Below are 12480 nucleotides of genomic sequence, written 5' to 3' on the forward strand. Positions count from 1 at the left end.
CTCAAAAGGTGAGAGGTGTCTAGTCCCTCGACCTGGTGAGCGGTGCTACAAGTTCGCGTCGGCTCAGGCTTTGAGCGGAACCAGACGCGGGGCAATCATGTTTTCCGGGCGCAGGATGTCGGCGAGCATGGCTTCGTCGAGCAGACCTTCTTCGCGCACCAGTTCCAGCACGCCACGGCCGCTTTCAAGGGCGATACGGGCGATGCGGGTGGCGTTTTTGTAGCCGATGTACGGGTTCAGTGCGGTGACCAGACCGATCGAATGCTCGACCAGTTCGCGGCAGCGCGCTTCGTTGGCGGTGATGCCGACGATGCAGTGCTCGCGCAGCATGTCCATGGCACGTTGCAGCAGGCGGATCGAATCGAGGATCTTGAAAGCGATCAGCGGCTCCATCACGTTCAGTTGCAGCTGGCCGCCTTCGGCTGCCATGGTCAGCGCCAAGTCGTTACCGATGACCTGGAACGCGACCTGGTTCACGGCTTCCGGGATCACCGGGTTGACCTTGCCGGGCATGATCGAGCTGCCTGGCTGACGCGCCGGCAGGTTGATTTCATTGATGCCGGTGCGTGGGCCGCTGGACAGCAGACGCAGGTCGTTGCAGATCTTCGACAGCTTGACCGCGGTGCGCTTGAGCATGCCGGAGAACAGCACGAAGGCGCCCATGTCGGAGGTCGCTTCGATCAGGTCGGCGGCCGGTACCAGCGGTTGTCCGCTGATCAATGCCAGACGTTGAACAGCCAGCGCCTGATAACGCGGGTCGGCGTTGATGCCGGTGCCGATCGCGGTGCCGCCGAGGTTGACTTCGGTCAGCAATTCCGGGGCCAGCGTCTTCAGGCGCGCGAGGTCTTCGCCCATAGTGGTGGCGAAGGCGCGGAATTCCTGGCCGAGGGTCATCGGCACGGCGTCTTGCAGCTGGGTACGGCCCATTTTCAGGACGTGGTCGAACTCTTTGCCCTTGGCCGCGAAGGCCTGGATCAGGCTGTCGAGACTGGCCAGCAGCGCGTCGTGACCGAGCAGCAGACCCAGACGGATCGCCGTCGGGTAGGCGTCGTTGGTCGACTGCGCCATGTTCACGTCGTCGTTCGGATGCAGGTACTGGTATTCGCCTTTCTCGTGACCCATCGCTTCCAGAGCAATGTTGGCGATCACTTCGTTGGCGTTCATGTTGGTGGAAGTACCGGCGCCACCTTGAATCATGTCGACCACGAACTCTTCGTGGTAATCGCCGCGGATCAATCGGGCACAGGCTTCGCTGATGGCAGCGTGCTTGGCTTCGCTCAGGTGACCCAGCTCGCGGTTGGCGTCAGCGGCGGCCTGTTTGACCATCGCCAGGCCCACAACCAGTTTCGGGTAATGCGAAATCGGAACGCCCGAGAGGCGGAAGTTGTTCACCGCTCGCAGGGTCTGGATGCCGTAGTACGCATGGGCCGGTACTTCGAGGGCGCCAAGCAGGTCGGTTTCTGTGCGGAAAGATGCAGCGGAGGACATGATAGAAATCATCTCGATAAGGACCCGGTCTGTGCCGGAACGCTGCGAATGCTAGGCTTGTGGGGATTTTTGGGCCAATGCTGTTCAGCACTGCCCTATGCACATTCGGCATAATGCCCATGTGACGCCGCCTGTGCGGCAGACGTGTGACCTGTTTTGGTGCGTGTCCGGGAGGACGTGATGAATCTGGAAAGCAAATGGCTCGAGGACTTCAGTGCCCTGGCCGCCACCCGCAGCTTCTCGCAGGCGGCCGAACGGCGCTTCGTGACCCAGCCGGCGTTCAGTCGGCGGATCCGCAGCCTCGAAGCCGCGCTGGGGCTGACCTTGGTCAATCGCTCGCGCACGCCGGTCGAACTGACGGCGGCGGGGCAGTTGTTTCTGGTGACCGCGCGCACCGTGGTCGAACAGCTCGGTGAAGTGCTGCGCCATCTGCATCATCTGGAAGGCGGGCAGGGCGAGGTGATGCAGGTGGCGGCGGCGCACTCGCTGGCGCTGGGCTTTTTCCCGCGCTGGATCGCCCAGTTGCGTAACGAAGGGCTGAACATCGCCACGCGGCTGGTGGCGACCAACGTTGGCGACGCCGTGCACGCTTTGCGTGAAGGTGGCTGCGATCTGATGCTGGCGTTCTACGACCCGGATTCGGCGATGCAGATGGACCCGGAAATCTTCCCGTCGCTGCACTTAGGCCAGACCGAAATGCTGCCGGTGTGCGCGGCAGATCTGGATGGCAAACCGCTGTTCGATCTGGAAGGCGAGGCGAGTGTGCCGTTGCTGGCGTACAGCGCCGGAGCGTTTCTCGGCCGTTCGGTGAACGGCTTGCTGCGCCAGCGCCAGTTGCGCTTCACCACGATCTACGAAACCGCGATGGCCGACAGCCTGAAAAGCATGGCGCTGGAAGGCCTCGGCATCGCCTGGGTGCCGCAACTGAGCGTACGCGCAGAGCTGGCCCGCGGTGAACTGGTGGTGTGCGGCGGCCCGCAATGGCATGTGCCGCTGGAGATTCGTTTGTACCGCTGCGCCCTGGTGCGCAAGGCCAACGTGCGCTTGCTGTGGCGAAAACTAGAAGGCGGCGCCGCACAAAGCGCTTGAAGATGATGAAGATCGAATGTTGGAGCGAGCCTGCTCGCGAATGCGGAGTTTCAGGCGCTGAGGTATCGTCTGACGCAACGCTTTCGCGAGCAGGCTCGCTCCCACAGGGGGATTTTTGCGGTGTTCTTTCGCTGACCTCAAGGTCAATAAAACCGGGCGTTTCGCTCATTTGACAGATGGTCGTTTCGGGGGCTGTTTATTGCTTTCTTTGCGGTATACTGCGCGGCCTTCGGCCGGCACGTCCGGCCATTTTTCGTACAATCAAGCCACGCAACCTGCGTGGCTTGTTGTTTTATGACGCGCCTGCGGGCGCTCCAGAGAGAAGAGGCGCGACGATGAGTGCACTGGTTGGCGTGATCATGGGCTCCAAGTCCGATTGGTCCACCCTTAGCCACACCGCCGATATGCTGGAAAAGCTCGGCATCCCGTACGAGGTCAAGGTGGTTTCCGCCCACCGCACCCCGGATCTGCTGTTCCAGTACGCCGAAGAGGCTGAAAGCCGCGGCATCGAGGTGATCATCGCCGGTGCCGGTGGCGCAGCCCACCTGCCAGGCATGTGTGCGGCCAAGACCCACCTGCCGGTGCTGGGCGTGCCGGTGCAGTCGGCCATGCTCTCGGGCGTCGATTCGCTGCTGTCGATCGTGCAGATGCCGGCGGGCATTCCGGTTGCCACCCTGGCCATCGGCAAGGCTGGCGCGATCAACGCCGCCCTGCTCTCGGCGAGCATCCTCGGCGCCAAGCACCCGCAATTTCACGCGGTACTGAAAACCTTCCGTGCCGAGCAGACAGACAGCGTCCTGGACAATCCAGACCCACGTATTGCCTGAGGTTGTTGAAATGAAGATCGGTGTAATCGGTGGCGGCCAGTTGGGTCGCATGTTGGCCCTGGCGGGGACTCCGCTGGGGATGAACTTCGCTTTTCTCGACCCTGCGCCGGACGCTTGCGCCGCTGCATTGGGCGAACACCTGCGGGCCGATTACGGCGATCAGGATCATCTGCGCCAACTGGCCGATGACGTCGATCTGGTGACCTTCGAATTCGAAAGCGTGCCGGCGGAAACCGTGGCGTTTCTCTCGCAATTCGTGCCGGTGTACCCGAGCGCCGAAGCGCTGCGCATCGCCCGTGATCGCTGGTTCGAAAAAAGCATGTTCAAGGACCTCGGCATTCCGACCCCGGCCTTCGCCGACATCCAGTCGCAAGCCGATCTGGAAGCCGCCGTCGCTTCCATCGGTCTGCCGGCCGTGCTGAAAACCCGCACCCTGGGTTACGACGGCAAGGGCCAGAAAGTCCTGCGCAAGCCGGAAGATGTGGCGGGTACTTTCGCCGAACTGGGCAGCGTTGCCTGCCTGCTGGAAGGCTTCGTGCCGTTCACCGGCGAAGTGTCGCTGATCGCCGTGCGTGCCCGCGATGGTGAAACGAAGTTCTATCCCCTGGTGCACAACACCCACGACAGCGGCATTCTCAAGCTGTCGGTTGCCAGCACCGATCACCCGTTGCAGGCGCTGGCGGAAGATTATTCCAGCCGTGTGCTCAAGCACCTCGACTACGTCGGCGTGATGGCTTTCGAGTTCTTCGAAGTCGACGGTGGCCTGAAAGCCAACGAAATCGCCCCGCGCGTGCACAACTCCGGGCACTGGACCACCGAAGGTGCCGAGTGCAGCCAGTTCGAAAACCACCTGCGTGCCGTGGCCGGCCTGCCGCTGGGTTCGACCGCCAAGGTCGGCGAGAGCGCGATGCTCAACTTCATCGGCGTAGTGCCGCCGGTGGAGAAAGTCATCGCCATCGAGGACTGCCACCTGCATCACTACGGCAAAGCCTTCAAGGCCGGACGCAAGGTCGGCCATGCCAACCTGCGCTGCGCCGACATGGCCACCCTGCAAGCGCAGATCATCAAGGTCGAAGCGCTGTTCGCCGAGTAAACCAGTTTCATGTGGCAGCGGCGGAACCATTCAGGGGCCGCCGTTCTCTCATGGCAGGATGCCAAAGTCTGTCTAGGCTTTGGCATATCTACCAAATCAGAGGGAAATGCCATGGGAATTATCGGAACCATCTTTATCGGCTTGATCGTCGGCCTGCTGGCTCGGTTCCTGAAACCGGGCGATGACAGCATGGGCTGGATCATGACCATCCTGCTCGGTATCGGCGGTTCGCTGGCAGCCACCTACGGCGGCCAGGCTCTGGGCATCTATCAGGCGGGCGAGGGCGCGGGTTTCCTCGGCGCACTGGTCGGCGCTGTCGTGTTGTTGGTGATCTACGGTCTGATCAAAAAGAACTGATCGAAAGCGACCAAGCCCTCTCGGCCAGCGCGGCCGGGAGGGCTAGAATGCACGGCGACTCACCGTCCATTCCTTTGCCTGCCGAGCACCTTCATGCGCCGTCTTCTGTTGACTCTCCTCTTGCTGGGCAGCTATCTCGCCCACGCCGGCGAACTGCCGGAAACCGACTGGCTGGAACTGATGCCCAAGTCGGACCAAAAGGCCCTCGAGGCCATGCCGGAAATCGACCACAACTCCCCCGAAGCCACCGGCACCTTCACCGAGAAAGGCGGGATGAAGCAGGCCAAAGGTCTGCCGGCGGTGATGTATTCGACGAAAACCGTGGCGTCGATGAACGACAAGCACATCCGCATCGGTGGTTACCCGGTGCCGCTGGAGTCCGATGCCAAGGGCCGCAGCACGTTGTTCTTCCTCGTGCCGTATCCGGGCGCCTGCATCCACGTACCGCCACCGCCGCCCAATCAACTGGTGCTGGTGCGATATCCGAAGGGTTTGAAGCTGGACGATATCTACACACCGCTGTGGGTGACCGGCACGCTGAAGATTGAGAAGGTCAGCAATGACCTCGCTGATGCGGCGTATGCGCTGGAGGCGGAGAAAGTGCGGGTGGTGCAGGAGGCTGACCTCTAAAGCGCGCCGCACATAAATTCAGGAGCGAGCCTTTTTGGCGAGGGGATTTATCTGTGGTGAAGGGATTTATCTGTGGCGAGGGGATTTATCCCCGCTGGACTGCGCAGCAGGCCCCAGCTTTTGATTTAAAAAAAGCGGGGGCCGCTGCGCGACCCAGCGGGGATAAATCCCCTCGCCACAGGGCTCTTTGCCCTTTTGTATGGCGCTAGAGCTTAGAGCGGCGTAGCAGCTACGCTGACACCCATGGTATGGCTCGCCCCCGGCGCCAGGGTCACCAGATCATCCATCACGTTCGCCGTTTCGATGCACAGCATGCGCTGCCAGCCATCGTTGTCCATGTCCGGCAGGGCGGCGGCGCGGTCGATCCATGGGTTCCAGATCACCGCCGTGCGTGAGCCGGTGGAGGTCAGCACAATGCGTCGTTCCCAGCTCGGATCAACGATGCTCAATTGCGGCGGAACGTCGAGGTAGATGCGGTCGGTCTCGCCGGCGAAATGCAGATCGCCGCTCTGGCTGGCCGTGTTCCAGTCATCCAGGGTCTCGATGTAGTTGAGCCCGGCCACGCCGTCGACATGCACATTACGCACGTCACTCACGGCGAAATAGGTGTGCAGCGCCTGACTCAGCGTGACGCTGTCAGTACCCCGGTTATGGCTGGTCAGACTGTAATGCAGTTGATCCGCCAGATGCAGGGTCAGGGTCAGATCGACCTCGTGCGGCCAGCCCGGCAGGCCACCTTCGGGGTAGGGCAGCTTGAACTCGACCTTGATGCCGTCAGCCTCTGATTCGATGTTGCCCAACTGCCAATCCATCGCCCGCACCAGACCGTGCGCGGGGGCCGGTTGCGCGCCGGTGTACATGGCCTGCACGCTGCTCGGGTTGCGTTCGAATTTGCCAAACCACGGCCAGCACACCGGCACGCCGGCGCGGATGCTTTTGCCGGTCTTGAACTCGGCCTTGTCGTTGAGCCAGATGATCGGCGGCTGGCCGTCGATCTGATAACTGAGGATGTGCGCGCCTTGCTGGGCCACCAGCACTTCGGCCTTGCCGTGGCGGATGCGCCAGCAGTTCAGTTCATCCTGTTTCACGGCTTCAACGTTGGGCGTGTTCATGGGCAACTCTCGATCAGACACTGGGGACGACTATCGACCGCAAAACGGCCGCGAGGTTTAACGCGCGCGTGGCGGCACCGAACGGGTGCGACCGCTGCCGTCGATGGCGACGAAAACGAAAACCGCTTCGGTGACCTTGCGCCATTCGCTGGACAGTGGGTCATCGCTCCACACTTCGACCATCATCTGGATCGAGCTGCGACCGATTTCCAGGGTCTGGGTATAAAAGGACAACTGCGCGCCGACGGCGACCGGGACGAGAAACGCCATGCGGTCGATGGCGACAGTGGCGACGCGGCCACCGGCCACCCGGCTGGCCATGGCGGTGCCGGCCAGATCCATCTGCGCGACCAGCCAGCCGCCGAAAATATCGCCAAAGCCGTTGGTTTCGCGCGGGAGTGCGGTGATTTGCAGGGCCAGGTCGCCCTGTGGAATCGGATCTTCTTGTTCGAGCTCTATCATGCCGAGGGGCCTCTGACCCGTGACTCTTCGTGGGTATTGCGGGTGGTAGCCGTCTTCAAGAAAAACGATTCAACACCGAACACACTGCGTTCGTCACGTTTTCCATCAGGCGCCTAAAGGGAAACTCTGCGAAAAAGGCTAAATCCCGAGCAAAGGACGGGCCAACAACGTTTTCGCACAGCAACCTCTTACAAATCCTGCGCAGGTGGCGAGTATATCGGTCGATAGACCCCGCGACGACCACCCGGTTCTGATTTCGACCGTCAATTACGCGCCTCTATGTGCTTTTTCGAACAATTTGCTATGGTGCCGAACCTGTCCGAGCCACCGCCAGCGTTGTTGTGGCGACAGATTCGACTATAAGAGAAGCCCTTGCCATGACCACAGCGCCTTCGAGCCTCGCGCAGCCCGAGCAACCCGCACGACCGTTGACCCGCAATGACTACAAGACTCTGTCGCTGTCCGCCCTCGGCGGGGCGCTGGAGTTCTACGATTTCATCATCTTCGTTTTCTTCGCCACCGTCGTCGGCAAGCTGTTCTTCCCGGCCGACATGCCCGAGTGGCTGCGCTTGATGCAGACGTTCGGCATCTTTGCTGCCGGCTATCTGGCGCGCCCTTTGGGCGGCATCGTCATGGCGCACTTCGGTGACCTGCTGGGGCGCAAGAAAATGTTCACCCTGAGCATTTTCATGATGGCCGTGCCGACGCTGATCATGGGCCTGCTGCCGACCTACGCGCAGATCGGCATCTGGGCGCCGATCCTGTTGCTGCTGATGCGGGTGATCCAGGGTGCGGCGATTGGCGGTGAGGTGCCGGGGGCGTGGGTCTTCGTTTCCGAACACGTACCGCAAAAGCACATCGGTTATGCCTGCGGCACGCTCACCAGTGGCCTGACTGCCGGCATCCTCCTCGGCTCGCTGGTCGCCACGGCGATCAACAGCATTTATACGCCAGCCGAAGTGTCGGATTACGCCTGGCGGATCCCGTTCCTGCTCGGCGGCGTGTTCGGCCTGTTCTCGGTGTACTTGCGTCGCTGGCTGCACGAAACTCCGGTGTTCGCCGAACTGCAACTGCGTAAAGCGCTGGCCGAAGAAGTGCCGTTGCGCGCGGTGCTGCGTGATCATCGCGGCGCCATCGCCATTTCGATGCTGCTGACCTGGCTGCTGTCGGCCGGCGTCGTCGTAGTGATCCTGATGACCCCGACCGTGCTGCAAACGGTCTACCACTTCTCGCCGACCACGGCGCTGCAAGCCAACAGCCTGGCCATCGTCTTCCTCAGCCTCGGCTGCATTGGCGCCGGCGCGCTGGCCGATCGCTTCGGCGCCGGCCGTGTATTCGTCTTTGGCTGCCTGGGCCTGCTGATCAGCTCCTGGACCTTCTACCACAGCCTCGCCGACCACCCGGACTGGCTGTTCCCGCTGTACGCACTGACCGGTTTGCTGGTCGGCACCATCGGCGCGGTGCCGTACGTGATGGTCAAAGCGTTCCCGCCGGTGGTTCGCTTCAGTGGCTTGTCGTTCTCGTACAACGTCGCGTACGCGATCTTCGGTGGCTTGACGCCGATGGTGGTGAGCCTGCTGCTGAAAGAAAGCGCGATGGGGCCTGCTTACTATGTGGCAGTGCTGTGTGCGATGGGGATTCTGGTCGGGGCGTGGCTCTGGAAGAAGGGGCGCTAAAGCCCAGGATCTGCTCCACCAATACCGGCCACTTCGCGAGCAGGCTCGCTCCCACAGTTGGAATGCATTTCAATTGTGGGAGCGAGCCTGCTCGCGAATGGGGACGTCACAAATCATCCAGCAAAACCCGATGCTGGCCTTTCATCCAATTGTCATATTTCAGCCATAGAGTGTTCACATGGCCTGCTGATACTTGGCCCCGACTTAACACACCCTATCTGCTAGGAGTAAGGCATGAAACTGAAGCGTTTGATGGCGGCAATGACTTTTGTCGCTGCTGGCGTTGCGACTGCCAACGCGTTCGCCGCTGTTGACCCTGCTATCCCGAGCTACACCAAGACCACTGGTGTGTCGGGCAACCTGTCCAGCGTCGGTTCCGATACCCTGGCCAACCTCATGACCCTCTGGGCTGAGAACTACAAAAAAGAATACCCGAACGTCAACATCCAGATTCAGGCTGCCGGTTCTTCCACCGCGCCACCTGCACTCACCGAAGGCACCGCCAACCTGGGCCCGATGAGCCGCAAGATGAAGGACAACGAGCTGCAGGCTTTCGAACAGAAGTACGGCTACAAGCCGACGGCAATCCCGGTTGCCGTGGATGCCTTGGCGGTGTTCGTGCACAAGGACAACCCGATCAAGCACCTGACCATGGCTCAAGTCGATGCGATCTTCTCCTCGACGCGCCTGTGCGGTGCCAAAGCTGACGTCAAGACCTGGGGTGACCTGGGCGTAACCGGTGACCTGGCCAACAAGCCGGTTCAGCTGTTCGGCCGTAACTCGGTGTCCGGCACTTACGGCTACTTCAAGGAAGAAGCCCTGTGCAAAGGCGACTACAAGCCGAACGTCAACGAACAACCAGGTTCGGCGTCGGTGGTGCAGTCGATCAGCAGCTCGCTTAACGGCGTCGGCTACTCGGGCATCGGCTACAAAACTGCCAGCGTGAAAACCGTCGCCCTGGCCAAGAAAGAAGGCGGCGAGTTCATCGAAGACACCGAAGAAAACGCCCTGAACGGCAAGTATCCGCTGTCGCGCTTCCTCTACGTTTACGTCAACAAAGCCCCGAACAAGCCTCTGGCCCCGCTGGAAGCCGAGTTCGTGAAGCTGGTGCTGTCGAAACAGGGCCAGGAAGTGGTAGTGAAAGACGGCTACATCCCGCTGCCAGCCAAGGTTGCCGCCAAGGCACTGGCTGACCTCGGTCTGCAAGAAGGCGGCGCTGTCGCCAAGAAGTAACACCCTGAGGCCGGCCTGAAGCCGGACTCCTGTGGGAGCGAGCCTGCTCGCGAAGGGGGGGCACATGCAGCATCGATGTGACTGACCCGACGCCTTGGCGAACAGACGCGCTCCTGCAACCACCAAATTTTCGACTCCGCTGCCGGACTTCCGGCTGGCGGATTTGCTGCGTCACTGCACTGTCATCTTTCTGTCATACAGGATCGCTAGGGTGTGCGCATGAATGATCTGGCCAATTCCCCAATGACTACGTCTTCCCCTCCCAAGCGCATTGATTTCAATACGCCTGAGCTGCAACGCAAGCGCCGCATCCGCGCGCTCAAGGATCGCTTCACCCGTTGGTACGTCCTCGTCGGCGGCCTGGCGGTGCTCGCGGCCATCACCCTGATCTTCTTCTTCCTCGCTTACGTTGTAGCGCCGTTGTTTCAAGGTGCCGACCTGACCGCGAAAGACTCGATCACCCCAGCCTGGATGCAGGACGCGGGCAAGCCGCTGATGATCTCGCTCGAAGAGCAGAATCAGGTGGCCATGCGTGTATCCGACAAGGGCCAGGCGCTGTTCTTCGATCTCGACAGTGGCGCTGAATTGAGGCGTGTCGATCTGCCGCTGCCAGCGGGCGCTACCGTGACATCTATTGGCGAAGACCAGCCGGGTCATCCGCTGGTGGCCGTGGGGCTGTCCAACGGTCAGGCGCTGGTGTTCCGTCATACCTATAAAGTCAGCTACCCCGATGGCAAGAAAACCATCAGCCCGGCCATCGAATATCCCTATGGCGAAGCACCGATCGCGCTGAACGAAAGCGGCGGCGCGCTGGAGCATGTCAGCCTCAATGCCACCGACTCGACGCTGATGCTGGTCGGCTCCACCGGCTCGCAACTCAATGTGCTGTCGCTGACCAGCGAAGAAAACATGATGACCGGCGAGGTCACCAACGAGCAGACGCGCATCGATCTGCCGCAGATGACCGAGCCGGTGAAAAACATCTTCGTCGACCCGCGCCAGCAGTGGCTGTACGTGGTCAACGGGCGTGCCCAGGCCGACGTGTTCAGCCTGCGCGACAAGAGCCTCAACGGGCGCTACAAACTGCTGGAAAATGCCGACGCCCAAGTCACTGCCACCGCGCAGCTGGTCGGCGGTATCTCGCTGATCGTCGGTGATTCCAAGGGCGGTCTGGCCCAGTGGTTCATGGCTCGCGATACCGATGGCGAGCAGCGTCTGAAGCAGATCCGCACCTTCCAGATGGGCACCACGCCGATTGTGGAAATCGCTGCCGAAGAGCGCCGCAAAGGCTTCCTCGCCCTCGATGCCAGCGGCAAGCTCGGCGTGTTCCACAGCACCGCACACCGCACGTTGCTGGTCGATCAGGTGGTTGAAGGCCAGGGCCTGTTCGGTCTGTCGCCACGCGCCAACCGAGTGATCGTCGAAGCCGGCGGCAAGCTGCAGCCGTTGCTGCTCGACAACCCGCACCCGGAAGTATCGTGGAGCGCGCTGTGGAGCAAGGTCTGGTACGAGAACTACGACGAGCCTAAATACGTCTGGCAGTCGACCGCGGCCAACACCGATTTCGAACCGAAACTGAGCCTCTCGCCGCTGACCTTCGGCACCCTGAAAGCCGCGTTCTACGCCATGCTGCTGGCCGCGCCACTGGCCGTCGCTGCGGCGATCTACACCGCGTACTTCATGGCCCCGGGCATGCGCCGCAAGGTCAAACCGGTGATCGAACTGATGGAAGCGATGCCGACGGTGATCCTCGGTTTCTTCGCCGGCCTGTTCCTCGCGCCGTACGTAGAAGGCCATCTGCCGGGCATCTTCAGCCTGCTGATGTTGCTGCCGATCGGCATTCTGGTCGCCGGTTTTACCTTCAGCCGCCTGCCTGAATCGATCCGCCTGAAAGTCCCGGACGGTTGGGAAAGTGCGCTGCTGATTCCGGTGATCCTGTTTGTGGGCTGGCTGTCGCTGTACATGAGTCCGTTCATGGAGAACTGGTTCTTCGGTGGCGACATGCGCATGTGGATCTCCCACGACCTGGGCATCACCTACGACCAGCGCAACGCTTTGGTGGTCGGTCTGGCCATGGGCTTCGCGGTGATCCCGAACATCTACTCGATCGCCGAAGACGCCGTGTTCAGTGTGCCGCGCGGCCTGACCCTGGGTTCGCTGGCCCTCGGTGCGACGCCGTGGCAGACCATGACCCGCGTGGTGATCCTGACCGCCAGCCCGGGGATTTTCTCGGCGCTGATGATCGGCATGGGCCGTGCGGTCGGCGAAACCATGATCGTGCTGATGGCCACCGGCAACACCCCGGTCATGGAGATGAACCTGTTCGAAGGCCTGCGCACCCTGGCCGCCAACGTCGCGGTGGAAATGCCCGAGTCGGAAGTCGGCGGCAGCCACTACCGCGTGCTGTTCCTCTCGGCGCTGGTGCTGCTGCTGTTCACCTTCGTCATGAACACCCTGGCAGAACTGATTCGTCAGCGTCTGCGCAAGAAATACTCGTCGCTTTAAGCAAAGGT

The 12480-nt window shown here is 61.5% G+C and carries 11 protein-coding genes; 8 read left to right on the forward strand and 3 right to left on the reverse strand.

The features are described from left to right. Positions 1 to 63: 63 nt before the first annotated feature. On the reverse strand, positions 64 to 1488 hold the full coding sequence (gene aspA / locus KVG85_RS20685; protein ID WP_016772472.1) for an aspartate ammonia-lyase: 1425 nt from the start codon (positions 1486 to 1488) through the stop codon (positions 64 to 66). Positions 1489 to 1668: 180 nt separating this feature from the next. Between aspA and KVG85_RS20690 the strand changes: the two genes are divergently transcribed. The 5 genes from KVG85_RS20690 to KVG85_RS20710 all read left to right on the forward strand — a co-directional run bounded on the left by KVG85_RS20690 (position 1669) and on the right by KVG85_RS20710 (position 5484). After that, complete coding sequence (locus KVG85_RS20690) at positions 1669 to 2577, forward strand: LysR substrate-binding domain-containing protein (protein WP_024014837.1); 909 nt, start codon at positions 1669 to 1671, stop codon at positions 2575 to 2577. 335 nt (positions 2578 to 2912) lie between these two features. Beyond that, positions 2913 to 3404 carry a 5-(carboxyamino)imidazole ribonucleotide mutase gene (purE, locus tag KVG85_RS20695; protein WP_007920220.1) on the forward strand — a complete coding sequence of 164 codons (492 nt, stop codon included), beginning with the start codon at positions 2913 to 2915 and terminating at the stop codon, positions 3402 to 3404. A gap of 10 nt (positions 3405 to 3414) precedes the next feature. Beyond that, complete coding sequence (locus KVG85_RS20700; RefSeq protein ID WP_217864835.1) at positions 3415 to 4497, forward strand: 5-(carboxyamino)imidazole ribonucleotide synthase; 1083 nt, start codon at positions 3415 to 3417, stop codon at positions 4495 to 4497. Positions 4498 to 4608: 111 nt separating this feature from the next. Next, positions 4609 to 4854 carry a GlsB/YeaQ/YmgE family stress response membrane protein gene (locus KVG85_RS20705; protein WP_016772475.1) on the forward strand — a complete coding sequence of 82 codons (246 nt, stop codon included), beginning with the start codon at positions 4609 to 4611 and terminating at the stop codon, positions 4852 to 4854. Between the two features lie 93 nt (positions 4855 to 4947). After that, positions 4948 to 5484 carry a DUF3299 domain-containing protein gene (locus KVG85_RS20710; protein WP_016772476.1) on the forward strand — a complete coding sequence of 179 codons (537 nt, stop codon included), beginning with the start codon at positions 4948 to 4950 and terminating at the stop codon, positions 5482 to 5484. A gap of 212 nt (positions 5485 to 5696) precedes the next feature. Here KVG85_RS20710 and KVG85_RS20715 read toward each other — a convergent pair whose 3' ends face one another. Together KVG85_RS20715 and KVG85_RS20720 are read right to left on the reverse strand one after the other, a co-directional pair. Next, positions 5697 to 6596 carry a D-hexose-6-phosphate mutarotase gene (locus KVG85_RS20715; protein ID WP_110599780.1) on the reverse strand — a complete coding sequence of 300 codons (900 nt, stop codon included), beginning with the start codon at positions 6594 to 6596 and terminating at the stop codon, positions 5697 to 5699. A gap of 57 nt (positions 6597 to 6653) precedes the next feature. Continuing rightward, positions 6654 to 7058, reverse strand: a complete 405-nt coding sequence (locus tag KVG85_RS20720; protein ID WP_003229628.1) for an acyl-CoA thioesterase — start codon at positions 7056 to 7058, stop codon at positions 6654 to 6656. 377 nt (positions 7059 to 7435) lie between these two features. Between KVG85_RS20720 and KVG85_RS20725 the strand changes: the two genes are divergently transcribed. From KVG85_RS20725 to KVG85_RS20735, 3 genes are all read left to right on the forward strand, one after another. Then, positions 7436 to 8734 (forward strand): MFS transporter, encoded by a 1299-nt coding sequence (locus KVG85_RS20725; RefSeq protein WP_217864836.1) that lies wholly within the window; start codon positions 7436 to 7438, stop codon positions 8732 to 8734. A 234-nt stretch (positions 8735 to 8968) separates the two neighbouring features. Next, the gene (locus tag KVG85_RS20730; RefSeq protein ID WP_016772480.1) at positions 8969 to 9967 is read left to right on the forward strand and encodes a phosphate ABC transporter substrate-binding protein PstS; all 999 of its coding nucleotides are present in this window, start codon (positions 8969 to 8971) and stop codon (positions 9965 to 9967) included. 219 nt (positions 9968 to 10186) lie between these two features. Then, positions 10187 to 12472, forward strand: coding sequence for an ABC transporter permease subunit (locus KVG85_RS20735; protein WP_024014834.1), 2286 nt, complete (start codon positions 10187 to 10189; stop codon positions 12470 to 12472). Positions 12473 to 12480 lie beyond the last annotated feature (8 nt).

It is taken from the genome of Pseudomonas triticicola (assembly GCF_019145375.1).
Classification (GTDB): domain Bacteria; phylum Pseudomonadota; class Gammaproteobacteria; order Pseudomonadales; family Pseudomonadaceae; genus Aquipseudomonas; species Aquipseudomonas triticicola.

Excerpts from the sequence above, each read along its gene's own strand:
- KVG85_RS20730 (WP_016772480.1), top strand. The coding sequence starts at position 8,969 with ATGAAACTGAAGCGTTTGATGGCGGCAATGACTTTTGTCGCTGCTGGC.
- purE (WP_007920220.1), top strand. The coding sequence starts at position 2,913 with ATGAGTGCACTGGTTGGCGTGATCATGGGCTCCAAGTCCGATTGGTCC.
- KVG85_RS20725 (WP_217864836.1), top strand. The coding sequence starts at position 7,436 with ATGACCACAGCGCCTTCGAGCCTCGCGCAGCCCGAGCAACCCGCACGA.
- KVG85_RS20720 (WP_003229628.1), bottom strand. The coding sequence starts at position 7,058 with ATGATAGAGCTCGAACAAGAAGATCCGATTCCACAGGGCGACCTGGCC.
- KVG85_RS20715 (WP_110599780.1), bottom strand. The coding sequence starts at position 6,596 with ATGAACACGCCCAACGTTGAAGCCGTGAAACAGGATGAACTGAACTGC.
- KVG85_RS20690 (WP_024014837.1), top strand. The coding sequence starts at position 1,669 with ATGAATCTGGAAAGCAAATGGCTCGAGGACTTCAGTGCCCTGGCCGCC.
- KVG85_RS20735 (WP_024014834.1), top strand. The coding sequence starts at position 10,187 with ATGAATGATCTGGCCAATTCCCCAATGACTACGTCTTCCCCTCCCAAG.
- KVG85_RS20710 (WP_016772476.1), top strand. The coding sequence starts at position 4,948 with ATGCGCCGTCTTCTGTTGACTCTCCTCTTGCTGGGCAGCTATCTCGCC.
- KVG85_RS20705 (WP_016772475.1), top strand. The coding sequence starts at position 4,609 with ATGGGAATTATCGGAACCATCTTTATCGGCTTGATCGTCGGCCTGCTG.
- aspA (WP_016772472.1), bottom strand. The coding sequence starts at position 1,488 with ATGTCCTCCGCTGCATCTTTCCGCACAGAAACCGACCTGCTTGGCGCC.
- KVG85_RS20700 (WP_217864835.1), top strand. The coding sequence starts at position 3,415 with ATGAAGATCGGTGTAATCGGTGGCGGCCAGTTGGGTCGCATGTTGGCC.